Origin of the sequence: Natronolimnobius baerhuensis (genome assembly GCF_002177135.1) — an archaeon.
Classification (GTDB): Archaea; Halobacteriota; Halobacteria; order Halobacteriales; family Natrialbaceae; genus Natronolimnobius; species Natronolimnobius baerhuensis.
This window is the reverse complement of record NZ_MWPH01000001.1, coordinates 899,415-922,633: the sequence shown is the minus strand read 5'-3', so window position 1 is coordinate 922,633 and position 23,219 is coordinate 899,415. Positions and strand designations below refer to the sequence as shown.

Here is a 23,219-nt window from a genome sequence, read left to right as displayed (position 1 = left end):
GTCGTGTCAGGATCGCCCTAAGCGTTTCCATGCGCGTCGGTCTCGGCTGCCTGTGATTCCTCGGCTGACCGCCAGTAGAGCCATGGTCCGAACGCCATGTAGGCGATTCCAAGCGTCAAGAGCGCATACGGAAACGTTCGCCCGGCGACGTTGGGAATCAGAATCGCAAGGACGTGGACAACGCCCATAATGCCGGCGTCGCGTGCGAGCAGGTCGGGGTAGCGGATGCGCGAGACCATCAGGTAACAGAACGCGCCGGTGATCGCGAGGATCAGCCACGGATCCGTGACGCCAGCTAAAATCGCCGCGCCGAGGATCGTCGCTGCGAGCGTCGTCTGGACACCTTCCGTGTAGTTCCCCGAGATGTCGTAGGCTGTGTACATGCCGAGGCGGACGACGGCGGCCGCGACGAACATCGCACAGACGATGGCGACGAGTACGAGTTCAAGTGTGACGGTCTCGAGGGTGATCGTCAGGCCGTCGGTCACGACGAGAAAGGCGAGGACGGCGGGGGCGACGGCAAAGGAGGCGACGTCGGCAAGCGAGTCGAGGTAGGGGCCGGCGTCGGTGCCGCCGTAGCGGCGTGCAAGGAGGCCATCGAGACCGTCTGCGACGGCAGCCAGCAGGATCAGGCGAGCAGCGAGATCGATATCGACCATGGCGACAACGACGGCGACGAATCCGAGCGCAGCGTTTGCGACGGTCACTGCGTCGGCAATGCCGAGTCGGCCGACGAACCGCGGAAGCATATGCGCGGAATCGACGGGCCGATACCTTACGTGTTTTTGTTTGCCACGGGGTGACCCCGTCATTCGACGGCTCCAAGTCCGTGGGAACGAACCGGGGCGGTTATATCTCACGCAGGCCGAGAATCGAGTATGAACCGGCGCGTCTATCTCGCCGCCGCTGGAACCTCCGTTGCTGCGAGTCTCGCAGGGTGTACCTCCGCACTGAGTCTTTTTGATGATGACCCATCCAACCCCTGCAGCGGCGAGGACTGTGATATCGGTATGAGCCGTAACTCGTTTCTCCCCCAGGAGTACGAAACGTCCGTCGGCGACACCGTCGTCTGGAAGAACACAAGCGGTGCCGACCACACTGTCACCGCACTCGAGGACGGCATTCCCGACGACGCGGAGTACTTTGCAAGCGGCGGGTATGACGACGAAGCAACCGCTCGAGCAGCCTGGCACGACTCCCGAGGCGGGCGAATTGGGCCGCGACAGACGTTCGAGCACACGTTCGAGGTTCCGGGGCGTTACGTCTACTTCTGCGAACCACACTTCGAACCCGGCTCGATGTCCGCCGTGCTCTACGTCACCGAGTGAGTCGGCTGCCTCGAGACGTTCACCGGTCGCTGTGGTTACTTATCCAAACCGTGTCGTCGTACGAAAGCCACCAGTTCTTGCCGTTGACGCTCCGACATACTGTACGATGATTGGACTGACGGTCGCGAAAAAGGCAGCAACGTACGGCTACAAACGATACGGCATTCCCGGCGCAGTCGCCTCCGGTGCAATCGCGCTGGCAGCGTATATCGGCGTCCGACGCGCGCTCCGGTCTGCAACGGACAACGCAGACGCCGACGTCGACGTCGAAACGCTCACGCAAGCGGTCGATGAGGGCAGTCTCGAGGACGTCCCCGGAGTCGGCTCCGAGCGCGGGAACCAGTGAGGTAAGCAGTAAATCGTTGTAACGCGATATGAGCCGCGTTACTCGCCGCGAATCTCGTCCATGTGGTCGATCCGTTGCTGGACGAGGTCGGGTTTGCCGATGTCGTGGCGCATGTGCAGTCCCTCCTCACCAGCGACTGCGAGGGCGTCTTCGGCGATTGCTTCGGCTTCGGTGATCGAATCCGCGAGGCCAACGAGTGCGAACGATCTCGAGGTCGTCGTGTAAATGCCGTCGTCGCGTTCGTCCACGCTCGCGTAGTAGAGCAACGCATCGCCCGCGCTCTCTTCATCGACTTTAACCTGAGCACCAGCGTCGGGATTCGTCGGATACCCCTCCGGCACGGCGTACTTACAGACCGTTGCCTGGTCGGCGAACTCGAGGTCTGGCACCGACTCGCCGTCGCGGGCGGCCACGAGCACGTCGAGGAAGTCCGTCTCGAGGACCGGCAGCGTGTTCATCGCTTCAGGGTCGCCAAAGCGGGCGTTGAACTCGATGACTTTCGGCCCCTCGCTGGTGAGCATGTACTGGCCGTAGAGAATCCCGCGATAGTCCTCGAGTTCGTCGACGGTCGCCTCGATGATCGAGACGGCTTCGTCGTAGTCTGCGTCGGTCATAAACGGCAGCGCCGTTGCGGCGTCGGAGTAGCTGCCCATGCCGCCCGTGTTTGGTCCCTCGTCGCCCTCGTAGGCGCGCTTGTGATCCTGGACGGCAGGCGCAGTCTCGAACGAGCCGTTGGCGACGAACGCCTGCACGGTGAACTCCTCGCCGATGAGCCGTTCCTCGAGAACGATCCGGTCGTAGTCGGAGTCGCGGATGTACTCCTTGCCCTCCTCGGCGGTCACCTGATCGCCGATGACTTTGACGCCCTTCCCGCCCGTCAGCCCCGCGGGCTTGATCACGAGGTCGCCGTCGTACTCGTCGATGAAGTCACACGCCGCCTCCGGGTCGTCGAACGTCTCGAAATCCGGACAGCCCGGAATGTCGTGCTCTGCCATGAACCGGCGCTGGAACGCCTTGTCCGTCTCGATGCGGGCGTCGGCCTCTTTCGGGCCGAACGGGTAGACGCCCGCGTTCTCGAGTTCGTCCGCGACGCCGGCCTCGAGCGGTGCTTCCGGGCCGATAACGGCAATCGTCGCGTCGACATCCTCGGCGTACTCGACGACAGCCTTCGGGTTCGTCGTCTCGAGCGTCTCGAACTCGCTGGCAATCTGTGCGATGCCGGGATTTCGGTTCCCAGCGCAGGCGTAGAGGTCTGCCTCGCTATCCTCGAGCGCGCGGGCGATTGCGTGTTCGCGGCCGCCACCACCGATCAGAAGCACGTTCTCTCGCATGGGAAATAGCGGGACGCACGAACCTGTAAGCGTTGCTCTTTTCTCGAGTGAAAGTATGCACAATCGTGTCTGCACCGATTCCGTCGCGAGCATTGTGAGACGTTGTTGTGATTGACCACATCGTTTATGGTGTTGTGCCGAGTAACAACAGCTGATGACGGGTCGTGAGGACGACGAAGCCGTCGCGGTCATCGACGTGACGAAGGATTTCGGTGAGACGTTCGCTGAAATTCGCGCGTGGAACGTTCCGTCGTCTGATCGATACCCTGACGGGGTAAAATACTCGATGCAGTACGGCACGACAGACGGCGAGACGATCATCCGATACGACAACTTCCCGGACCATCCCGACGCTGCACAACATCACAAACATCTGTCGAACGGTGATGTCGAGGACATCGAATTCACCGGCCTTGAACCGCTCTACGACCGCTTCAAACAGGAGGTACGTACGCATGGCGAACACTGGTAACTCAACGACCGACGAACGGACGATGCACATTCGCTTCCAGCGTGGTGACGAGGATAGCCTCCGTGATGCACTGCGGGGACTCGACCGCGGCGAGGAGGTTGCGCCACACTTCGAGGTAATCTTCGACCACCCTGACGACGTTCACCGCGTCACGCGGCCAAAGAACCTCGAGTTGCTTCGTGCGCTCGTCCAGCACGAACCCGAAAGCATTCGGGAGACGGCTCGCCTCGTCGACCGTGACGTTCGACAGGTGCATACGAATCTCGAGGAACTCGAGTCGCTACACCTCCTCGAGTTCGAGGAGGACGGACGGCGGAAACGACCAACGGTCTGGTATGACTCAATCGAGGTTGATCTGCCGCTGGATATCCCACCGGGAACTCGAGACGAAGCAAACGCGTAGGCACGCGTGTGGCAGGTGTCCGAGCAGACATGTCCGTCGATCACGCGTAAAACAGCGGCGGCCGCCGATCTCCGCCGTACTCCTCAGATTGGATATCCTCGAGCATGTCGTCTCCAGCATCACCGAGCAATTGATCGAGGATGTCCACGGCCGCCTCTCGATGGAGCGGCTGGTTGTCGTTTCCACACTGCTCGTCCATCACGCAGGCGGGACAGCCATCGACGCGGCCACAGTCACAGTCCGCAATGTGCTCGCGTGCCCGTCGCGCGACCGCCTCGAAATTCTCGTAGATCGCCCGCGCAAATCCGAGGCCCCCGTCGATCCCGTCGTAGATGAACCAGCCGCTGGCTGGCTCGTGCTCGAGACCCATCGCAATCTCTCGAACGGTCGCCTCGGCGGCGGCGATGTTCTGTGGCGCGGCGGTGTCGTCCGCTGCATTCCTGTGCCCATTTGCGTCCGCTTCGACACTGTCCTGTGCGAGATGCGAGTCGATTGATAACGTCGCCAACCCACCCAGATCGCGCTTGTCGACCATCAACTCGAGCGGGGCGACGCCAATCGTCGCGTGCTCGGCCGCGTGAAGCCCGCCTGCGTAGCCGAGGTGAGCCGTTTCTGCGAATTCGCCGTCCATTCCTGGTACATCGAAGTTGCGATACTTCTCGACCAGCGCGTCCTCGATAGACTGGGGGACCTCGAGCCAGCAGAGGTGGGTGTCGATGGACAACGGCGGATTCTCGGTGGGGATCGCCTGGGCTTTCTTTTTGCCGCCGTGGACGGCGACCTTGTCGTAGGTGCCGTGATACACCAGCACTCGGCCGCGGCCGAAATGCAGCGTGAAGTCGTCGATGTCGCGGGACTCCTCCGAGACCGCATCAAGGACCGTCACGTCCGTTTGCGTGCGCGTGTAGTAGTCCACGTCCGTCGGGCGCAGCGTCACTGCGGGGCGGGGGGTCTCGTGATCCACGTCGACAACTTCGTACTGTCGGCCCTGATGCAACCGGACCGCTCCCTCGTGAAAATCCCGCAAAACGCGTTCCTCTGCGAGCGGCTCCATCTCTGGGTCGTGGCGTTCGTCGACGCCGTCGGCGAGTTGTACTTCGTACTCCTCGCCCGTCGTTGCGTACAGTGAGACGGACCCCTGCGGACGCGGCGGCCCGACGTAGGAGACGCCCGTCTCGAGTGCGCCCTGTAACTGCCCGGCGCGTCGCCACATCTCGACGGCGCGCTCGAGTCGTTCGCGCTCGGCGAACACGCCGGCATCGCTCTCATCGAGTGCGAGTTCAGCCGCTGCACACCGCAGATGGGTGGCGAAGACGGCGTCGTTGTCGATATCGACCACCGCGTCCTCGACGTCGTTCTCGAGGAGGTAGTCGGGGTGGGTGATGACGTACTGATCTAGCGTGCGATGTTCGGCGACGAGCACCGAGAGCGCGCGCTTTTCACCCCGGCCCGCGCGGCCGATCTGCTGCCAGAACGACTGGCGCTGGCCGGGATAGCCCAACTGCACGGTGGCGTCCATCTCGCCGATGTTGATCCCTAACTCGAGGGCGTTGGTCGAGGCGACGCCGTCCAGAATCCCGGTCTTGAGCTGGTGTTCGGTGCCGTGGCGTTTCTTGCGCGAGTGGCCCGCATGGTAGGGTTCGATTCCGCTGGCGCGCTCGGGATTCGCGTAGTAATGATTCTCGTCACGGAATTTCGCGGCGCGCTTGACCGAGAGTTCCGCGAGCTTTCTCGAGGGCGTAAACAGCAGCGTCTGGGCATCCTGATAGGTGAGATGCGAGAGTACGCGCGGCGCTTCGACGGTGGCGGGGACGCGCTCGAGGATAGCGTCTGTGGGATCTTCCTCCAACTCCTTGCCGCGCTCGTCCTCGCGCGCCCGTGGCGGCGGATTCCACAGCACCAGCTCACGCGGTCCGGTCGGCGATCCGTCCTCGTCGACGACGGTGACGGACTCGTCGATCAGGGCCTCGGAGTGCTCGCCGGGATTGCCGATGGTCGCGCTCGTGAGGACGTACTGTGGGTCCGCGCCGTAGTACTCGAGCACCCGTTTCAACCGGCGGATAATCCAGGCGACGTGCATCCCGTGGACGCCGGTGTAGGTGTGGGATTCGTCGATCACGAGGAGGTCACAGGCCGAGAGAAAGCGCGCCCAGCGGTCGTGGTCGTGCAGGTACGTATTCACGCCCGCGAAGTTCGTGATGATCACGTCGGCTTTCTCGCGAATCCGGCGTCGGTTCTCGCCGCGTTCCGTATCGCCGTCGTACACTGCAACCGTGATCTCGAGGCCGAGGTCGTCGTAGAGGTCGTTGAGTTCGCGCTCTTGATCCCGCGAGAGGGCCTTCGTCGGGTAGCAGACGTACGCTGTCGACTCCTCGCCTCGAGCGCGGGCCTCGAGGACGTTTCGGGCGATCTGGAGCGCGTAAATGCGCGTCTTTCCTGAGGAAGTGCTCGTCGCGACGCAGACGTTCTCGCCGGCAGCCAGCGCCTCGAGCGCTGTAGCCTGGTGCGAGTAGAGGTCGTACTCGAGTGGGGCCGCGAGTTCAGGTTGCAAAATCTCCTCGTTCGGAACCGTTGATGCGTCTCGGCCGGGCAACTCGAGGGTCGTGATATCGTCCGCGGCGCGGGAACCGGGGAACGTGTCGAGTAGTTCGTCGCCGGTGATTGCCACGTCGGTTGCGTCCGTGTCGTGTCCGTACTCGCTCATCTAGAAATCACTTAGTCCGGTTTGCTCGCTGTCTGCTGTGTTGCTCACGTTGCGTGACGTCCCTGTTTTAGCCCACCTCGAGTTCGAATTGCTCGCGCTCGAGTCGGTCGCCTCGAGATGCGGTGCCTCCCGCACCCGCTCGTAGACGTGCCACAGCGCGCGGCAGTCGTCCTCGCAGTAGGCTTCGTGGCGCTCCCACTCGAGTGGCGTGCCCGTGCGCATGAATCGCTGATACGCCGCCGCAGTCTGTGCGCCGTCGAGGCCCGTTTCTGCGTCCTCGTAACCGAGCGCGGATGCGACGGCCTCGAGTCTGTTGGTCCGACCGGGGAGCATCGCGTTCTCGTCCGTGACGGCCCAGAGATAGAGATCGAATTTGGGAATCGACTCCCACTCCTCGGCGTAGTAGGGGGCGTGTGTGGCGATGAACGCGCTCAGATGTCGGTAATCGAAGCGCCAGCCGTTCCACGTCAGCAGCGCCCGATTCGGGTGAACGCCGAGCAGCCAGTCACAGAACGCCTCGAGCACGGACGCCGGATCGCTCGGGTCGTCTCGCTCGACGAACGCGCGGTACTCGTCGCTCGCCGGGTCGTAGACGCCGATCTGCCAGATGATCGTCGGCGAGAGCCCGTCGGTCTCGATGTCGATACAGAGCGGCGGTGTCGACCAGTGTTCGCCGGGCAGCGACTCGTCGGTGAGGCGGCGCGCCTCGCCCGTCTCGAGGACTGCTGCGTGCTGGTGCATCGCCTGTGCGCGCTCGCGACCAACGCCGGGGAGGGAAGCCAGCTGATCGACCGGCATCTCGAGTAACTCCTCGCGCGCCGTCACGCCGTGCTCGGCCAGCCGAGTCGCCGTTTTCGGGCCGATTCCGGACACCGCCTCGAGGCCGAAATCCGTCGCCGAGTACGTCTCGATGTTCGTGACGCCCTCGGCCTCGAGTTCGAGCAGTGCAAGTGAGGCCGCAGTGCCGTAGCCCTCGACGGGGCCGACGCCCTGCACGCGGACGGAAACGCAGTCGTCGCCAGCGGGCTCGCAGGCGAGTGCGGGGTCGTGATCCACGTGCTGGACAGCACCCGTCTCGGCCTCGAGATGCCACAACTCGTCGTAGCCCGCGGGTTCGGCTCCCGTCAGGACGGTCGTGACGCAACCGGCCGGAAGCGCCGCGGCGAGAATGTCGGCGTGCTCGAGGGTGGTCTCGAGCGCCGTCGGCCGCGTCTCCGTTGCGATATCGTCACAGAGAAGCGCCACGACGTCGGGATCCGAAAGCGAACTTGAGACCGCTTCTGGAGACGGCTCGATGGCTCTCACACTCTGGACGCTCAGGACCTCGTGGTCGCCGATTGACTGTCGGCACACTGCGCCGTCGCCCGTCTCGAGCGGCGGGTGAAACGCCGGTGCGTCGAACGAACTGCGCGCACGCGCAAAGGACTGTGGCTCGCGGGTAGGCCCCAGCACCCAGACGGCGTCCGGCTCGAGCGTCGCGTCGATATCTGCGAGCGTCGCCACCGGCCGATCACGGATTGCAGTCGGTGACACGGCGAGGAGCGTGGTATCGGCTCGAGCGGTCATCGGTTACTGGTCGGGAGGCACGGGGGGACAAAGAGGGTTTGGACAGCGCGGTAAAAGTGGAACGGCCTAGACTAACGAGTATGACCATCGTATACTGCGATGTGTATGGACGAGACCACGTATCGAACAATTCGGATCAGCGAAGATGCGTACCAGAAACTCGAGGATCAACGTCTGGATGGCGAGTCACTCTCCGACACTGTTGAACGAATCGTCGGTGACCGCTCGCTGCTTGACCTGGCGGGAATACTCTCTGAAGCGGAAGCCGAAGAACTGCGCGAAGCGATTCACGACCGAAACGAACGGGGAATCTGAACACCCTCCCGTACGAGAAGTCAATACTTTAGTTGGGGACTTCGAATGGCGCGATAATGCAACAGTACCTCGAGTTAGTCGACGCGGCCCTGTCAGAGGGGGCGTACAAGCCCAATCGAACCGGCGTCGATACGATTTCGTCGTTTAGCGAGCACTACGAGATCGACCTCCAGAAGGGGTATCCGCTGCTCACGACGAAGAAACTGGACGGCTTTCGCTGGAACTCGATGATCCACGAGATGTGCTGGTATCTCTCCGGCGACGAGCACATCCGCGACCTGCGCGAAGAGACCAAAATCTGGAACGCCTGGGCTGACGACGAGGGACACCTCGACACCGCCTACGGCCGCTTCTGGCGGCGCTACCCAGTTCCCGAAGACTCGGCGCAGCTTCCGGGCGAGTCCTGGCCCGACGCCGACCAGCAGTGGGTCACCGAGGAAGCCGACGGGCGGCGGACGTTCGACCAACTGCAGTACGTCATCGATACGCTGTCGGATTCGCCGAACTCGAGGCGGCTCATCGTCAACGCCTGGCATCCCGCGAACGCGACCGTCTCGACGCTGCCGCCCTGCCATTACTCGTTCGTCTTCAACGTCCAGGGCAACCGACTGAACTGCCACCTCACCCAGCGCTCGGGCGACATCGCACTCGGGATTCCCTTTAATATTGCAGCCTACGCGCTCCTGACGAAACTCATCGCCCAGCAGACCGGGTTCGAACCCGGCACGTTCGCCCACACCGTCGTCGACGCCCACGTCTACTGCGGCCGCGGCGCGCGCGGTGAGTGGTACGCGGACAACCTCGAGGCGCTCCAGACCCGCCTCGCCGATGTCGACGACCGCGAGGAGTACCTCGCAGTCACGGAGTGGCTCGAGTCCGAAGCGCCCGCCGAAGCCGAGGGCGACGAACGGAAAGACCACGTACCCGGCCTCCTCGAGCAGCTCTCTCGAGAGCCACTCGAGCGCCCGACCCTCGAAATTGCAGACGTCTCGATTGATGACCTCTCGCCGGACGACGTCGAGTTGACGGAGTACGACTCCCACGGCGGCATCAAATTCGGAGTCGCCGAATGAGCGACCGCGGGGCCGGCGATGTGCTTGCTGAGCGCGTCGACCGCGAACTCGTCGGCATCGTCGCCGTCGCAGACAACGGCGTGATCGGCAAGGACGGCGACATGCCGTGGCACATTCCCGAAGACTTGGCCCACTTCAAGGAGACCACGATGGACCACCCGGTCATCATGGGCCGCGTCACCTACGAGGGCATTCTCGAGGCGCTTGGCGAACCGCTGCCCGGCCGGACGACGGTCGTCCTGACGACTCGCGACCTCGAGACGCCCGATAACGCCGTGACGGCTGGCAGTCTCGAGGAGGCACTCGAGACAGCCGACCGAGTTGCGCGCGAGCGCCACGACGACGCGGACCACATCTTCGTCGCGGGCGGCGCGACCGTCTACGAGCAGTTCCTGCCCGTGCTCGAGCGCCTGATCGTCACGGAAGTTCACCGGGAACCCGACGGTGATACGCAGTTCCCGAACTGGAATCCCGAAACCTGGGACGAACTCGAGCGCGATGAGCGCGATGGCTTCGCGTTCGTCGAGTACGGTCGGTGACTGCGGACTCAGTTACTATTTGAAAATAGCCACCGCGTACAGGTTAGTCACTGTTCTCTATAACAGATACAGGGTGCAATAACGGGGAACTAGTCGTGTGCGTTGGTGCATTCTGACCCATACCCGACAAATGTGGGGCAAATATTGTCTCTTCGCACGGTTCTCGGCAGTTTCAAATGTGATCGGTTCGTAGACCGCGCAATGTCAGACGATGCGTTCTCGGACGCAATCCGGGAATTCGAACACAACGACGAAACGTATAAGATGGCAGATCTTACCGTCCTCGAGGAGCAGGGCCTCTGTGACCTCGAGAAACTGCCAGTGAGCATCCGTATTCTGCTCGAGTCAGTCTTACGAAACGCTGACGGAGAACAGATCGATGCGGATTCGATTCGCGCGGCAGCGTCCTGGGAGCCGGACGTACCGGACGCCGAGGTTCCGTTTACGGTGTCGCGGGTCGTCCTGCAGGACCTGACCGGCGTTCCCGCAGTCGTCGACCTCGCGGCGCTTCGCTCCGCGGCGGACCGCAAGGGCGTCGACCCGACGGTCGTCGAGCCCGAAGTCCCCTGCGACCTCGTGATCGACCACAGCGTGCAGGTCGACCACTTCGGCAGCGACGACGCCTACGAGAAGAACGTCGAGATCGAGTACGAGCGAAACGAAGAGCGATATCGTGCGATCAAGTGGGCACAGCAGGCCTTCGAGGACTTCGAGGTCGTCCCCCCAGGAACCGGGATCGTCCACCAGGTCAATCTCGAGCACCTCGGACGCGTCGTCCACGAGCGCGAAGTTGACGGCGACCAGTGGCTGGTCCCCGACACGCTCGTCGGCACGGACAGCCACACCCCGATGATCGGCGGCATCGGCGTCGTCGGCTGGGGTGTCGGCGGGATCGAGGCCGAAGCGGCACTGCTCGGCCAGCCGATCAACATGAGCCTGCCCGAAGTCGTCGGCGTCCGCCTCGAGGGCGACCTCCCCGAGGGGGCGACCGCGACTGACCTCGTGCTTCACATCACCGAAAAGCTCCGTCAGGTCGGCGTCGTCGACAAGTTCGTCGAGTTCTACGGCCCCGGCGTCTCCCAGCTTTCGGTCGCGGACCGGGCAACCATCTCGAACATGGCTCCCGAACAGGGCTCGACGATCAGCATGTTCCCCGTCGACGAGAAGACCCTCGAGTACCTCGAACTCACGGGTCGCGACGAGGATCACATCGATCTCGTACGCGCATATCTCGAGGAACAGGGCCTCTTCGGCGAGCAGGAACCGGAGTACACCGAAACCGTCGACTTCGATCTCGGCGAGGTCGAACCGAGCCTGGCGGGCCACAAGAAGCCCCACGACCGGATCCCGATGGGCAATCTCGACGAGCACTTCCCGGCCCTGCTGCAGGACGAAGGCGTCATCGGCGCGGGCGGCGAGCCCGCAATCGGCGACGGCAGCGGCGCGGCAGCAGCCGATTCGAGCGGGTCCGGCCCCGGCCTCCCGCTCGACGAGAAAGTTCCCGTCGAACTCGAGGACGGCCGCGAGGTCGAGATCGGCCACGGCGACGTCCTCGTCAGCGCGATCACGTCCTGTACGAACACCTCGAACCCGTCCGTGATGGTCGGTGCCGGCCTGCTCGCGCGCAACGCCGCCGAACAGGGCCTCGAGATTCCCGACTACGTCAAGACGAGTCTCGCACCCGGCAGCCGCGTCGTCACGGAGTATCTCGAGCGCGCGGACCTGCTCGACGACCTCGAGGAACTGGGCTACCACGTCGTTGGCTACGGCTGTACGACCTGTATCGGTAACTCCGGACCGCTGCCGGAGCCAATCGAGGATGCCATCGACGAACACGACCTCTGGACGACGAGCGTCCTCTCGGGCAACCGCAACTTCGAGGCGCGTATCCACCCGAAGATCAAGGCGAACTACCTCGCCAGCCCGCCGCTGGTCGTCGCGTATGGCCTCGCGGGTCGGATGGACATCGACCTCGAGGAGGAGCCAATCGGCACGAACGACGAGGGCGAGGAGGTCTACCTCGAGGACATCTGGCCGGACACCGAAGAGATCCGCGAGACGATCCACGACAGCGTCTCGCCCGACATGTTCGAGGAGAAGTACGCGAGCGTCTACGAAGGCGACGAGCGCTGGGAGGCGCTCGACGCGCCCACGGGCGAGGTCTACGACTGGGACGACGAGTCCACCTACATCCGCGAGCCGCCGTTCTTCCAGGACTTCCCGCTCGAGAAGCCCGGCGTCGACAACGTGTCCGACGCACGCGCGCTCATGACGCTCGGCGATACGGTCACGACCGACCACATCAGCCCGGCCGGGCCGTTCAGCGAGGACCTGCCCGCCGGCCAGTGGCTCAAAGAACGCGGCGTCGAACCGTACGAGTTCAACACCTACGGCTCCCGCCGTGGAAACCACGAGGTCATGATGCGCGGGACGTTCGCGAACGTCCGCATCGAAAACGAGATGCTCGACGGCGTCGAGGGTGGCTACGCCATCCACCATCCAACAGGCGAGGAGACCACCGTCTTCGACGCCTCCGAGCGATATCGTGAGGAAGAGACGCCGCTGATCGTCATGGCCGGCGACGAACTCGGGACCGGCTCGAGCCGCGACTGGGCCGCGAAAGGTACCGACCTGCTCGGCATCCGCGCGACCATCGGCAAGAGCTACGAGCGCATCTACCGCGACAACCTCATCGGCATGGGCGTCCTGCCCCTGCAGTTCGAAGCGGGCGAGGGCTGGGAGGAACTCGGCCTCGAGGGCGACGAGTACTACGAGCTCTCCGGTCTCGAGGACGGCCTCGAGCCAAACGCCGAGCTGGATGTCACCGCCGAGGACGACGACGGGGACGTGACCGAGTTCACGGTGACCGCACAGGTCGATACGCCGATGGCTGTCGAGTACGTCGAGAACGGCGGCGTGCTCCACCTCGTGCTCCGACGCCTGCTGCAGGACGAACTGGATACCTAACGCCGATCCACTGATCGGCACCGCATCGACCAGTTGACGCTCGAGACGGTCACCTCGAGCCACAATACGCTTCTTTGGCGCTGCTTCGTGAGAGTGAGCACTGCATGGGAACAGTTGATGTCGCAATCGGCGTCGATGCGGACTGTGTCGCTGGCTGGCTTGGCTCCTACGGCGGGGCCGACTCACCCGCTGACCTCTCGAGGGGAATCGCTGCCGGCAACGAGGGCATCCCGCGGATGCTCGCCCTCTTTGATGAGCAGGATATCCGAACCTCGTGGTACGTCCCCGGCCACACCATCGAAACCTTTCGCGACGAAATCGAGGCGGTCGCAGCTGACGGCCACGAACTCGGGGTCCACGGCTACTCTCACGAGAACCCGACCGACCTCTCGAGGGAGCAAGAAGATGAAATTCTCGAGGTTTCGATTGACCTGATCGAGGACGTGACCGGTTCGGAGCCGGTCGGCCACCGCGCCAGTTGGTGGGAGTTCAGCGAGAACACACCGGAACTCGTCCAGAAACACGGCTTCGACTACGATAGCAGCCTGATGGAACGGATGTTCGAGCCGGGCTGGATGCGCGAGGGCGACAGCTGGGAGACAATCGACTACGACAAGACTCCCGAGACGTGGATGGAGCCCTATCAGTACGGAGAGGAAACCGATGTCGTCGAGATTCCGATTAGTTGGTACCGCGACGACATTCCGCCGATGCTGTTCATCAAACAGCCGATCTACCACGCCGGCTACAAGGATCCCGAGATGATGTACGAACAGTACTACAAACGCCAGTTCGATTACCTCTACAACCGCCGCGGGGCGGGCGTCTACACGTTCACGATCCACCCCGACATCCACGGCCTGCCCCACATGATCCCGCTCTTCGAGGAGTTCATCCAGTACGTCACAAGCCACGAAAACGCCCAGTTCGTCGCCCTCGAGACGGTCGCAGAGAAGTACAGGGAGGACCCGTCGGTGTACGAGAGCGAGAGTCGGTACGTGTAGCGCAGACACCGAACCGCGCCATCTATCCGCTCGCAGGCCCGACTCGAGGATAGACGCTACCGCATGTCGCTCCTCCCGCTGCTCGTCGACGTTGGCACGACGCTCGAGGAAAGTTCGGGTCTCCTCCAGTACCTGCTGGTGTTCGTCTTCGCCGCGATACCCATCGTCGAAATCCTCGTCGTGATCCCGATTGCAATCGGACTGGGTCTCGATCCGCTCGCGACCGGACTGTTCGCGTTCGCGGGGAACATTCTCTCCGTGTACGCGCTGATCGTTTTCTACCGGCATATCGCTCGCTGGCTCGAGCAACGACGGGGCGAGTCGGATGACTCGAGCGACCGGTACGCTCGCGCACGCGATCTCTGGGACCGGTACGGCGTTCCGGGGTTGGCTATTGCGAGCCCAGTGTTGACCGGCGTCCACATCGCTGCACTCGTTGCGTTGCTGGCTGGCAGCCGGACTCGGGCCGTCGCGGGGTGGATGACCGCCGGTATTCTCGCGTGGACAGTCGCACTGGTGGCCGCTTCGGCCTACGGCGTGTCGCTGCTCGGACTCGCGTAGTCCGGGCGTCGTTCCAGCGGACGCGTTAGTAACTTACCGCGGACTTTTATTATCCCTGCCCGTAGCTGGCGTATGGATCAGCCCACCGAGCACAACCGACTCGACGACGAGGAGAGTCCCTACCTTCGCCAGCACGCGGACAACCCTGTCAACTGGCAGCCGTGGGACGAACAGGCACTCGAGGCGGCCCGCGAGCAAGACAAGCCGATCTTTCTCTCCATCGGCTACTCGGCGTGTCACTGGTGTCACGTCATGGCGGACGAAAGCTTCGCGGACGAGGAGGTCGCCGAGATACTGAACGAGAACTTCGTGCCGATCAAGGTCGACCGCGAGGAGCGCCCGGACGTCGATTCGATCTACATGACCGTCTGTCAGCTCGTCTCCGGACGCGGCGGCTGGCCGCTGTCGGCGTGGCTCACCCCCGAGGGGAAGCCGTTTTTCGTCGGCACCTACTTCCCGAAAGAGAGCCAGCAGAACCAGCCCGGCTTTCTCGAGCTCTGTCAGCGACTCAGTGAGTCGTGGGCGAACCCGGACGACCGTCCAGAGATGGAAAACCGCGCGGAACAGTGGACCGACGCCGCGAAAGACCGACTCGAGGAGACACCCGATTCCGTCGCCGATTCGGAGCCACCCTCGAGTGACGTCCTCGAGCGGGTCGCCGACGCGGCGGTCCGGAGCGCGGATCGCCGGAACGGCGGCTTTGGCTCCGGCGGGCCGAAGTTCCCACAGCCGTCGCGATTGCAGGTGCTCGCGCGTGCGTACGACCGAACGGGGGACGACCAGTATCGCGACGTGCTCGAGGAATCGCTCGAGGCGATGGCGTCGGGCGGCCTCTATGACCACGTCGGCGGCGGCTTCCATCGCTACTGCGTCGACGCGGACTGGACGGTGCCACACTTCGAGAAGATGCTCTATGACAACGCCGAAATCCCGCGTGCGTTCCTTTCGGGCTACCAACTCACCGGCGAGGAGCGCTACGCCGAGGTGGTCAGGGAGACGCTTGCGTTCGTCGACCGCGAACTCACACACGAGGCTGGCGGCTTCTTCAGCACGCTCGATGCTCAGAGCGAGGACCCTGAGACCGGCGAACGCGAGGAAGGTTCGTTCTACGTCTGGACGCCAGGAGAGGTGCAGGAGGTACTTGGAGACGAGACCACCGCCGACCTGTTCTGTGACCGCTACGATATCACCCTCGCGGGGAACTTCGAAGGCTCGTCTCAACCAAATCGGGTGCGCTCGCTCGAGTCGCTTTCCGAGGAGTACGACCTCGCCGAAGACGAGGTTCGGGATCGCCTCGAGTCGGCTCGTGAAACGCTGTTCGAGGCCCGCGAGCAGCGCCCTCGCCCCAATCGAGACGAGAAGGTGCTCGCGGGTTGGAACGGGTTGCTGATCACGACCTGCGCCGAAGCCGCACTCGTACTCGGTGACGACGCCTACGCCGAGATGGCAACGAACGCCCTCGCGTTCGTTCGCGACCGGCTCTGGGACGACGACGAGCAGCGTCTCTCGCGGCGGTTCAAAGACGGCGATGTCGCCATCGACGGCTATCTCGAGGACTACGCCTTCCTCGCCCGGGGTGCACTGGCGTGCTACGAGGCGACCGGCGACGTCGACCACCTCGCGTTCGCACTCGACCTTGCTCGCGTCATCGACGCCGAGTTCTGGGACGCCGAGGCCGGGACGCTGTATTTCACGCCCGAAAGCGGCGAGTCACTCGTCACCCGACCCCAGGAACTGGGTGACCAGTCGACGCCCGCCGCTGCCGGCGTTGCTGTCGAAGTCCTGCTAGCGCTCGACCACTTTGCCGGCGACGAGTTTGCGGAGATCGCCTCGAGCGTGCTCGAGACGCACGCAAACCGGATCGAGTCGAACGCTCTCGAGCACGCGACGCTCGCACTCGGTGCGGACCGGCTCGAGGCCGGGCCACTCGAGGTAACGGTTGCAGCGTCGGACCTGCCCGAAGCGTGGCGCGCCGCGTTTGCACAGCAGTACTATCCGGATCGGCTACTCGCGCGACGGCCGCCGACCGAGGACGGCCTCGCGGAGTGGCTCGACGTATTGGATCTCGAGGAAAGCCCACCGATCTGGGCTGAACGCGAGGCTCGAGACGGTGAGCCGACGCTGTACGTCTGTCGCGACCGGACCTGTTCGCCGCCGACGCACGAGGTCGACGACGCGCTCGAGTGGCTCGAGGGGCGGACCGATCACAACAGCGCGCCCGACGAGAGTCCGTTTTAGTTCTCCTGACCCGGCTGGGTGCGTACGAGACTCGAGTGGGGCTGACTGACGGTGGTGTGGCGTTTTCGTTCTCTCTTGTCTGGAGGGTTTCCAGTGATGGAGAACAACACACGTTATTTCCGAATCAACATTCGGTACGTGTTATCGGTTTGCCGGTCAGTAACGCGAGTATCCGGCGCATATAGTAGCTGTTTAGTACGTTCGTCAACGTTCGTCACTGACGGCAACCAATAGCGCATCTTTGGACATGAAAGAAGAATACGACCTCATTATCGTTGGCGGGGGCATTAGTGGCGCATCGCTGTTGTATACGGTCGCGAACTTCACGGACATCGAGAGCGTCGCGCTCATCGAAAAAGAAGACGAGATTGCCGCGATCAACTCGCATCATACGAACAACTCTCAGACGCTTCACTTCGGCGACATCGAGACCAACTACACCCTCGAGAAGGCCGAGACGGTCAAACAGGGTGCTGAGATGGTCGCGGGCTATCTCGAGGAGAACGACCCCGACCGGGAGATGCACAGCAAGCGCAGCAAGATGGTGCTTGCAGTCGGCGACGAGGAAGTCGCGAAACTCGAAGATCGCTACGACGAGGAAGGCTTTGGCGATCTGTTCCCGAAACTTCGCGCAATCGACCGCGAGGAAATCGCAGAGATCGAGCCAAACGTCGTCAAGGGCCGCGAGCCACACACAGACATGCTGGCACTGCAGACGCCCGACGGCTACACGGTCGACTACGGCGAGGTCGCCCAGTCGTTTGTTGATGACGTTCGCGACGAGGATGGCGTCGACGTCTACACGGGGACGGCAGTCGAGTCGATCAACGAAACCGAAGACGAGTTCCTCGTCGAAACAGAAGCTGGCTGGTTTGGGGCTGACTCGACGGTCGTCGCCGCTGGCTCACACAGCCTCCAGATCGCCAAGAAAATGGGCTACGGCGAGAACAAGTCGCTGCTCCCCGTTGCCGGAAGCTTCTTCGAAGCCAACCGGAACTTGCTCAACGGCAAGGTCTACACCCTGCAGATGAAGAAACTGCCGTTTGCAGCCGTCCACGGCGATGCCGAGGTCCACGACGGCACCCTCACCCGATTCGGCCCGACCGCGAAGGTCGTCCCGATGCTCGAGCGCGGAAATATCTCGACCGCCTCGGATTTCTATGACGTGTTCGAACTCAACCTCGATTCGTTCCTGAGCTACGGGAACATCCTCGCGGATCGGATTCTGTTCCCCTACGTGCTCAAGAACCTCGTCTACGACGTGCCCGCGGTCGGCAAACGGGCGTTCCTCCCGCACGTCCAGAAGGTCGTTCCGACGGTCGAACTCGAGGATATCGAGCGCGCGAAAGGCTACGGTGGCGTCCGCCCGCAGATCGTCAACACCGAGACGAAATCGCTGGATATGGGCGAGGCCAAGATCCACGGCGACGGCATTATCTTCAACATCACGCCTTCGCCCGGTGCTTCGACCTGCCTGCAAAACGCCAAGAAAGACACCAGACAGGTCCTCGAGTTCCTCGGCGACGACTACGAGTTCGCTGAAGACGAGTTCGAGGCTGCGACGATCGAGAACTTCCCGCGCGAAGGCGACGAGGAACAGGATACGGATCCAGTTCCTGCGGGTGACTAACGGGCAGATTCGGACCCTCGTACTCGCGAAAAAATGCTCGCTTCTTACAGTTTCGACTCGAGTTCCTGTGCCAGCCAGATCGCTGGTGGCAGGTCCTCTTCTTCGACGAACCGGACGATTTCGTCGCCATCATCGTCCTCGACGACGACAGTCGGAATGTACTCAATGCCGTATTCCTCGACGCCTGGCCCCTGCTTATCTTCGTCGACGGCAATTTCGTCGATACGCTCGTCGGGAACGTCGGCCGCCTCGAGTGCGGCCCCGAAGTCAGGGAGCAGTTTTCGACAGTCCTTACACCAGTCGCCGCCCCAGACCGTGTAGACGAGATCGTCGTTGTGTGCTTCGAGTGTGTCGACAGCGTCCTCATAGGAGGCTGCGTCCCACGTCGGATTCGGATTCATGGTCTCGAGACTCATACCCGGTGGTTACGCGCCAGGGGGCTTAACGACCGTGCTTCTGGCGGGGCGCTCCGATAGCATGGTCGAAACTGGTCCTCGAGAGCGCGCCCGCAGTCAGTACCGGCAGCCGGGACAATAAACAGTATATGCGTCGACTCGCTATGCGTTGCTAATGAAAGGGAGTATCCTGGACACGATTGGCTCACCGCTCGTCCAGGTCGAGTCGCCGGAGGGGGCGACCGTCGCCGCGAAGATCGAATCGTTCAACCCCGGCGGCTCGGCGAAAGACCGGCCGGCGCTGCAGATGATCCGAACGGCCGAACAAGCGGGCGTGATCGAACCCGGTGACCGACTCGTTGAACCAACCAGCGGCAACACCGGAATCGGCCTCTCGCTGGTCTGTGCCGCCCGCGACTACGATCTGACCATCGTCATGCCCGCCGACAAATCCGAAGAGCGCCAGCAGATTATGGCAGCCTACGGCGCAGATCTCGAGCTCGTCGACGGCGACATGTCCGACGCTCGCGAGCGCGCCGACGAACTCGAGGCCGAGGGCGCAGTCCAGTTGGGCCAGTTCGACAACCCGGCGAATCCCGACGCGCACTACCGGACGACGGGCGCAGAGATCCTCGAGCAGGTCGGCGACCGCGAAATCGACGCGTTCGTCGCGGGCGTCGGGACTGGTGGCACGATATCGGGTACCGGCCGGCGACTCCGCGAGGCGTTCCCCGAAATGGACATCATCGCCGTCGAACCGGAACGAAACGCCGTGCTCTCGACAGGCGAAGCCGGCAGTGACGACTTTCAAGGCATGGGTCCCGGCTTCGTCAGCGAGAACCTCGAGCGCGATCTGATCGACCGCGTCGAAACGGTTCGACTCGAGGACGCTGAAGACGAGTGTCGCCGCCTCGCTCGCGAGGAAGGCGTCCTCGTGGGCCAATCCAGCGGCGCGACGAGCCTCGTCTCTCAGCGTATCGCCCGCGAAATCGCCGATCCCGACCTCGAGTGTCCGGACGTTCCGGGCGCGTTCGACGAGTCGACGGCGACACCTGAACCTGACGGCGGGACGGTCGAGGACTGCCCGCTCGTCGTCACTGTCTTCTGGGATAGCGGTGAGCGCTATCTGTCGACCGGGCTGTTCGATATCGACGGCCTCGAGTCGTAGGACAAACGGCTTTTTCACCTACGCGAAGGGTCTTTATCCGTCGTGGTCTACGACTTGGTATGCCCCCACAGTCCTCCACTCGCCGCACACTGCTGTGTGCCGGTGCCGGGATACTCTCGCTTACAGCCGGTTGTCTCACTGATTTTGATGACACGGATGGGCCGACCGATGACGATGAGTCGGCCACAAACGAACGCGGAGACGATACCGAAACTGACGATGAGACAACTGATGCGGCTGACGAGACAGACGACGACACGGATGGCGACGACACCGGCCTCGAGTACGACATCGAACAGTACAGTCACTCTGATCTGCCCGAGAAACCAGACGTAACGCTGCTTACAGAGCAGGACGAAACGGATGACTGGCTCGCCGCTCGAGGCCTGGCCGACTCACTCGAGGAGTTCATTGCCGAGACGGTTTTCGAGCAGTCATCGCTGATCGCACTCGAGGCCGAGGCACCGACTCACTGCTACGAACTGATCGTCGAGGAGGTGTCGGTCGGTGATGAAAGCGAAGATGCCAGCGACACGCTCACGCTCGAGGCTGCAGTCCGCGACGAGACAGACGACGATACGATGTGTGCCCAGGCGCTGACGGCAGTCGGCGCGCTCGTTCGCGTCTCCATCGACGGCTCGCCAGTTACGGATCTCTCGGCTCGAGTCACTGCCGCTGATGGCACTGAACACGGAGTCGGTCTCGCGACTGCCTCTGCGAGTGAGTCGGATTCAACTGAGTAAGAGACGCCGGCTACGGCGAATATTCGTCTTCCGTGAGCCGAACGATGAGCGTCTCCTCGACATCGCGTAGATCGTACGTCGGCAACTCGCCGTTCGTCCGGCGAACGTACAGTGGTTCGACCAGTCGCGGCCGACCCGGACTCGAGGCCGTTTCGTCCGGTTGTGTCGTCTCCTCAGTCGTGGGAGCGTCGTCGGCCGACAACGCGTTCGACTCGCGCTCGAGGCCGTAGATTTTGCAGTACTCGCCCGTGTCTGCGGGCTCGAGGGTGCCGTTTCGGAGCGCCTCTGCGAGCGGGCGCGAGAGCCACTCGTCGGTGCTGACGCTTGGATCCTTGATCAGTGCTTCGTCGACGAACCGGGTGAGATACCACTGGAGGTCGTTGAGCAGCGAGACGGCGGCACCGATGCTGACCGTCCGCATCGCGAGTGCGTTATCGAACGGGCGGGTGAGATCGTAGGTTGCGAGTGCCTCACGGGACGTCTCGCGCGAGAGCAGTTCGTACTGGAGGGTACAGTCGGGATTCCCGATGAGACAGACGCGCGTCACTACCTGCAGGTGGGGGCGTCGATGTAATGTGGGTTTCGGGTTTCCCACGAGTCACGCTGGAGTGAGTGTCCGGTACCACTGACAGTCACTATTTCATAAAGATCACGTATGTGAACCCAAGCCCCGATGGGGAGACCGACTCTCCATTCGAGTGAATGGGAGTGATGATTGCTGGTGTAACGGGTTCGGGAGGCGCGTGTGTGGGGACGCGACCGACTCGAGTGCGAACGGAGGCGATCCTGTGGCGGGTGTAGCAAACACACCCGTTGATCGACTCTACGAGGGATCGAACGGACAGTACTACACCGAATGGGAAGTCTCACGTCAGTTTCGACGCGGGGCGTGGCAACTCTGTCTCCGCCAAACAACCCCCGACCGACAACTCGTCGAAACGGGCGGCAAGCGACTGTTGATGTTGACAGCTATCGACGTCTGTAACGCCCCGTCGTGGGTCGAAATCCGCGTTCGTGGCGAGAGCGCACGCGTCGTCGACACCCGCCGATTCTCGAGGTCAAACTCGAGTCACGACGAGTCGGGCGGATAAGGGCTGCATCTGTTAACCACGAGTAATTGGATCGTTCGGATTCCAATGACAGTCATGAACCGGCGAGCGTTCCTCGGTGCAATTGGCTCTGTTGCATCACTGGGGACGCTCGCCTACGCGACTCGAGATCCTATCGAGACTCTCGAGATTGGTGTCTGGTTCTCCGAGCAGGCGGCGACCTACGATGGCCTCAAGCGCCGAATCCGCGAGTACGTCATCCGCTGTTTCGACTTCGAGTTCTGGACGGTCGACCTCTCGTTCGGTGGCCCAGTTGCAGTCGGAACCGAAGACGGGGCGCGAGTAACGAGCCGCGGCGAGTGGCCGCTTCAAGTCGGGTCGGGCGCGATCAGTCTCGGCGACATCGATCCAGCACGCCACGTCAATCTCCTCGTGACTGATGGGCAGATGAGAGTGGCACCGACAGGCTACGGCATGCCCCGCATCGCCTCAGTTGGCGGCGCACGCCACATCGCCGTCCTCGAGTCGTTCGATGACGTCCTCGAGACCGGCCCGGAGACGGCGTTCCCATGGACCGTTCCGGTGACGACGCGAGTGCGGACGATGCAGGTGCTGTTGCACGAAATCGGTCACGCGCTTGGACTGGATCACGAACACGGGGCTGTCGTTCGTGAGGATGGAATCGGTATCGCGACGCCGATGCTCAGTACGTACGCGTTCGGGTCCGACTATGCCGGCGAGCAGAGCCACTGTGGATCGGTCTATCCGGTTCCAGAGAGCAGTCAGCGAGCGCTCAGTCTGTCTTTTTCGGCGTGTTCACGTCGCGCACTCGCCGCTCGCGCTGCTGACGATTAGGGAACTGGTTCAGCTGTCGAAAACGAGAACCCCAGAACGCCATAGTTCGGCGGGCCGCCACGGCCCGTCCCAGCGTTTTCGAACCAGCCACTGTCTCGTTCGATAGCGTTACTCGTCGTCGGAGTCGTCCTCACCGCGGACGAACTCGGCCTGTGCGTCGGCGCCCGCAGACGAACCCGCGCTTGGCCCTTCGATGAGCGCCTCGAAGTCGTCTGCCTCGTCGTACTGGTCCTGGTAGACCAGTGCGGCTTTCCCCATCGAGGTGATCTCGTAGAGGCCGGAGCGTTCGGCCGGGCCGATCTTCTCGACGAGTCCGTAGTCCTCGAGAACTGGCAGTCTGGTGTTGATGTTCTTTCGGCTCTTGCCCGTATGTGCTGCGAGGTTCGTTGCCACGTTTCGCCCCTTGTCCTCGAGTGCTTCGAGGATCAGGAAGTCAGTTGGTTGACGTAGTTTCACACTGGTTCACTCTCGTACGAATACTATATTTCCACTGGTAACTAAGACTTTCGGCTCTCGTTCCACAATACTGTGA

Annotated in this window: 23 protein-coding genes; 16 read left to right on the top strand and 7 right to left on the bottom strand. The window is 62.8% G+C overall.

Going from position 1 to position 23,219, the window contains the following annotated elements:
• Positions 1-17: 17 nt before the first annotated feature.
• The gene (locus B2G88_RS04370) at positions 18-749 is read right to left on the bottom strand and encodes a protein sorting system archaetidylserine synthase (RefSeq protein ID WP_087714077.1); all 732 of its coding nucleotides are present in this window, start codon (positions 747-749) and stop codon (positions 18-20) included.
• Between the two features lie 129 nt (positions 750-878).
• Here B2G88_RS04370 and B2G88_RS04365 point away from each other — a divergent pair, with 129 nt between their 5' ends.
• Positions 879-1,328 (top strand): cupredoxin domain-containing protein, encoded by a 450-nt coding sequence (locus tag B2G88_RS04365; RefSeq protein ID WP_054863097.1) that lies wholly within the window; start codon positions 879-881, stop codon positions 1,326-1,328.
• Positions 1,329-1,434: 106 nt separating this feature from the next.
• Positions 1,435-1,674 carry a hypothetical protein gene (locus B2G88_RS04360; RefSeq protein ID WP_087714076.1) on the top strand — a complete coding sequence of 80 codons (240 nt, stop codon included), beginning with the start codon at positions 1,435-1,437 and terminating at the stop codon, positions 1,672-1,674.
• Positions 1,675-1,712: 38 nt separating this feature from the next.
• On the opposite strand, the gene purD is transcribed toward B2G88_RS04360, so the two are convergent.
• Positions 1,713-3,005, bottom strand: coding sequence for a phosphoribosylamine--glycine ligase (purD, locus tag B2G88_RS04355; RefSeq protein ID WP_087714075.1), 1,293 nt, complete (start codon positions 3,003-3,005; stop codon positions 1,713-1,715).
• Positions 3,006-3,159: 154 nt separating this feature from the next.
• Here purD and B2G88_RS04350 point away from each other — a divergent pair, with 154 nt between their 5' ends.
• On the top strand, positions 3,160-3,477 hold the full coding sequence (locus B2G88_RS04350; protein WP_087714074.1) for a toxin-antitoxin system TumE family protein: 318 nt from the start codon (positions 3,160-3,162) through the stop codon (positions 3,475-3,477).
• Positions 3,461-3,880 (top strand): HVO_A0114 family putative DNA-binding protein, encoded by a 420-nt coding sequence (locus B2G88_RS04345; RefSeq protein ID WP_087714073.1) that lies wholly within the window; start codon positions 3,461-3,463, stop codon positions 3,878-3,880. The genes B2G88_RS04350 and B2G88_RS04345 overlap by 17 nt, the downstream gene beginning before the upstream one ends.
• A gap of 40 nt (positions 3,881-3,920) precedes the next feature.
• Here the strand turns inward: B2G88_RS04345 and B2G88_RS04340 are convergent, their stop codons facing one another.
• Together B2G88_RS04340 and B2G88_RS04335 are read right to left on the bottom strand one after the other, a co-directional pair.
• Positions 3,921-6,584, bottom strand: coding sequence for a DEAD/DEAH box helicase (locus B2G88_RS04340; RefSeq protein ID WP_087714072.1), 2,664 nt, complete (start codon positions 6,582-6,584; stop codon positions 3,921-3,923).
• A complete protein-coding gene (locus B2G88_RS04335) occupies positions 6,585-8,150 on the bottom strand; it encodes a ribonuclease H-like domain-containing protein (protein WP_087714071.1) in 1,566 nt (521 codons plus the stop codon).
• A 105-nt stretch (positions 8,151-8,255) separates the two neighbouring features.
• On the opposite strand from B2G88_RS04335, the gene B2G88_RS04330 reads away from it, so the two are divergent.
• The 8 genes from B2G88_RS04330 to B2G88_RS04295 all read left to right on the top strand — a co-directional run bounded on the left by B2G88_RS04330 (position 8,256) and on the right by B2G88_RS04295 (position 18,477).
• Positions 8,256-8,465 carry an antitoxin VapB family protein gene (locus B2G88_RS04330; protein WP_054863099.1) on the top strand — a complete coding sequence of 70 codons (210 nt, stop codon included), beginning with the start codon at positions 8,256-8,258 and terminating at the stop codon, positions 8,463-8,465.
• Positions 8,466-8,521: 56 nt separating this feature from the next.
• Positions 8,522-9,538: a thymidylate synthase gene (gene thyA, locus B2G88_RS04325; RefSeq protein ID WP_087714070.1), complete on the top strand. Its 1,017-nt coding sequence runs from the start codon at positions 8,522-8,524 to the stop codon at positions 9,536-9,538.
• Positions 9,535-10,077: a dihydrofolate reductase gene (locus tag B2G88_RS04320; RefSeq protein WP_087714069.1), complete on the top strand. Its 543-nt coding sequence runs from the start codon at positions 9,535-9,537 to the stop codon at positions 10,075-10,077. The genes thyA and B2G88_RS04320 overlap by 4 nt, the downstream gene beginning before the upstream one ends.
• A gap of 201 nt (positions 10,078-10,278) precedes the next feature.
• Positions 10,279-13,044, top strand: coding sequence for an aconitate hydratase AcnA (acnA, locus tag B2G88_RS04315; RefSeq protein WP_087714068.1), 2,766 nt, complete (start codon positions 10,279-10,281; stop codon positions 13,042-13,044).
• Positions 13,045-13,148: 104 nt separating this feature from the next.
• On the top strand, positions 13,149-14,048 hold the full coding sequence (locus B2G88_RS04310) for a polysaccharide deacetylase family protein (protein WP_054862081.1): 900 nt from the start codon (positions 13,149-13,151) through the stop codon (positions 14,046-14,048).
• 63 nt (positions 14,049-14,111) lie between these two features.
• The gene (locus tag B2G88_RS04305) at positions 14,112-14,609 is read left to right on the top strand and encodes a small multi-drug export protein (protein WP_087714067.1); all 498 of its coding nucleotides are present in this window, start codon (positions 14,112-14,114) and stop codon (positions 14,607-14,609) included.
• Between the two features lie 72 nt (positions 14,610-14,681).
• Positions 14,682-16,847, top strand: coding sequence for a thioredoxin domain-containing protein (locus B2G88_RS04300; RefSeq protein ID WP_087714066.1), 2,166 nt, complete (start codon positions 14,682-14,684; stop codon positions 16,845-16,847).
• Between the two features lie 247 nt (positions 16,848-17,094).
• Positions 17,095-18,477, top strand: coding sequence for an FAD-dependent oxidoreductase (locus B2G88_RS04295; RefSeq protein WP_087714065.1), 1,383 nt, complete (start codon positions 17,095-17,097; stop codon positions 18,475-18,477).
• Positions 18,478-18,521: 44 nt separating this feature from the next.
• Here B2G88_RS04295 and B2G88_RS04290 read toward each other — a convergent pair whose 3' ends face one another.
• Positions 18,522-18,893 (bottom strand): TlpA family protein disulfide reductase, encoded by a 372-nt coding sequence (locus B2G88_RS04290; protein ID WP_054862080.1) that lies wholly within the window; start codon positions 18,891-18,893, stop codon positions 18,522-18,524.
• Positions 18,894-19,047: 154 nt separating this feature from the next.
• Here B2G88_RS04290 and B2G88_RS04285 point away from each other — a divergent pair, with 154 nt between their 5' ends.
• Together B2G88_RS04285 and B2G88_RS04280 are read left to right on the top strand one after the other, a co-directional pair.
• The gene (locus B2G88_RS04285; RefSeq protein ID WP_087714064.1) at positions 19,048-20,040 is read left to right on the top strand and encodes a PLP-dependent cysteine synthase family protein; all 993 of its coding nucleotides are present in this window, start codon (positions 19,048-19,050) and stop codon (positions 20,038-20,040) included.
• A gap of 59 nt (positions 20,041-20,099) precedes the next feature.
• Positions 20,100-20,783: a hypothetical protein gene (locus B2G88_RS04280; protein WP_087714063.1), complete on the top strand. Its 684-nt coding sequence runs from the start codon at positions 20,100-20,102 to the stop codon at positions 20,781-20,783.
• Positions 20,784-20,793: 10 nt separating this feature from the next.
• On the opposite strand, the gene B2G88_RS04275 is transcribed toward B2G88_RS04280, so the two are convergent.
• Positions 20,794-21,330: a DUF5804 family protein gene (locus B2G88_RS04275; RefSeq protein WP_054862079.1), complete on the bottom strand. Its 537-nt coding sequence runs from the start codon at positions 21,328-21,330 to the stop codon at positions 20,794-20,796.
• Positions 21,331-21,571: 241 nt separating this feature from the next.
• Between B2G88_RS04275 and B2G88_RS04270 the strand changes: the two genes are divergently transcribed.
• Positions 21,572-21,874 carry a hypothetical protein gene (locus B2G88_RS04270; protein WP_054862088.1) on the top strand — a complete coding sequence of 101 codons (303 nt, stop codon included), beginning with the start codon at positions 21,572-21,574 and terminating at the stop codon, positions 21,872-21,874.
• Positions 21,875-21,919: 45 nt separating this feature from the next.
• Positions 21,920-22,687 carry a zinc metalloprotease gene (locus B2G88_RS04265; protein WP_342744098.1) on the top strand — a complete coding sequence of 256 codons (768 nt, stop codon included), beginning with the start codon at positions 21,920-21,922 and terminating at the stop codon, positions 22,685-22,687.
• Between the two features lie 108 nt (positions 22,688-22,795).
• Here B2G88_RS04265 and B2G88_RS04260 read toward each other — a convergent pair whose 3' ends face one another.
• Positions 22,796-23,143, bottom strand: a complete 348-nt coding sequence (locus B2G88_RS04260) for a winged helix-turn-helix domain-containing protein (protein ID WP_054862078.1) — start codon at positions 23,141-23,143, stop codon at positions 22,796-22,798.
• Positions 23,144-23,219: the final 76 nt, after the last annotated feature.

Excerpts from the sequence above, each read along its gene's own strand:
- B2G88_RS04370 (WP_087714077.1), bottom strand. The coding sequence starts at position 749 with ATGCTTCCGCGGTTCGTCGGCCGACTCGGCATTGCCGACGCAGTGACC.
- B2G88_RS04365 (WP_054863097.1), top strand. The coding sequence starts at position 879 with ATGAACCGGCGCGTCTATCTCGCCGCCGCTGGAACCTCCGTTGCTGCG.
- B2G88_RS04360 (WP_087714076.1), top strand. The coding sequence starts at position 1,435 with ATGATTGGACTGACGGTCGCGAAAAAGGCAGCAACGTACGGCTACAAA.
- purD (WP_087714075.1), bottom strand. The coding sequence starts at position 3,005 with ATGCGAGAGAACGTGCTTCTGATCGGTGGTGGCGGCCGCGAACACGCA.
- B2G88_RS04350 (WP_087714074.1), top strand. The coding sequence starts at position 3,160 with ATGACGGGTCGTGAGGACGACGAAGCCGTCGCGGTCATCGACGTGACG.
- B2G88_RS04345 (WP_087714073.1), top strand. The coding sequence starts at position 3,461 with ATGGCGAACACTGGTAACTCAACGACCGACGAACGGACGATGCACATT.
- B2G88_RS04340 (WP_087714072.1), bottom strand. The coding sequence starts at position 6,584 with ATGAGCGAGTACGGACACGACACGGACGCAACCGACGTGGCAATCACC.
- B2G88_RS04335 (WP_087714071.1), bottom strand. The coding sequence starts at position 8,150 with ATGACCGCTCGAGCCGATACCACGCTCCTCGCCGTGTCACCGACTGCA.
- B2G88_RS04330 (WP_054863099.1), top strand. The coding sequence starts at position 8,256 with ATGGACGAGACCACGTATCGAACAATTCGGATCAGCGAAGATGCGTAC.
- thyA (WP_087714070.1), top strand. The coding sequence starts at position 8,522 with ATGCAACAGTACCTCGAGTTAGTCGACGCGGCCCTGTCAGAGGGGGCG.
- B2G88_RS04320 (WP_087714069.1), top strand. The coding sequence starts at position 9,535 with ATGAGCGACCGCGGGGCCGGCGATGTGCTTGCTGAGCGCGTCGACCGC.
- acnA (WP_087714068.1), top strand. The coding sequence starts at position 10,279 with ATGTCAGACGATGCGTTCTCGGACGCAATCCGGGAATTCGAACACAAC.
- B2G88_RS04310 (WP_054862081.1), top strand. The coding sequence starts at position 13,149 with ATGGGAACAGTTGATGTCGCAATCGGCGTCGATGCGGACTGTGTCGCT.
- B2G88_RS04305 (WP_087714067.1), top strand. The coding sequence starts at position 14,112 with ATGTCGCTCCTCCCGCTGCTCGTCGACGTTGGCACGACGCTCGAGGAA.
- B2G88_RS04300 (WP_087714066.1), top strand. The coding sequence starts at position 14,682 with ATGGATCAGCCCACCGAGCACAACCGACTCGACGACGAGGAGAGTCCC.
- B2G88_RS04295 (WP_087714065.1), top strand. The coding sequence starts at position 17,095 with ATGAAAGAAGAATACGACCTCATTATCGTTGGCGGGGGCATTAGTGGC.
- B2G88_RS04290 (WP_054862080.1), bottom strand. The coding sequence starts at position 18,893 with ATGAGTCTCGAGACCATGAATCCGAATCCGACGTGGGACGCAGCCTCC.
- B2G88_RS04285 (WP_087714064.1), top strand. The coding sequence starts at position 19,048 with ATGAAAGGGAGTATCCTGGACACGATTGGCTCACCGCTCGTCCAGGTC.
- B2G88_RS04280 (WP_087714063.1), top strand. The coding sequence starts at position 20,100 with ATGCCCCCACAGTCCTCCACTCGCCGCACACTGCTGTGTGCCGGTGCC.
- B2G88_RS04265 (WP_342744098.1), top strand. The coding sequence starts at position 21,920 with ATGACAGTCATGAACCGGCGAGCGTTCCTCGGTGCAATTGGCTCTGTT.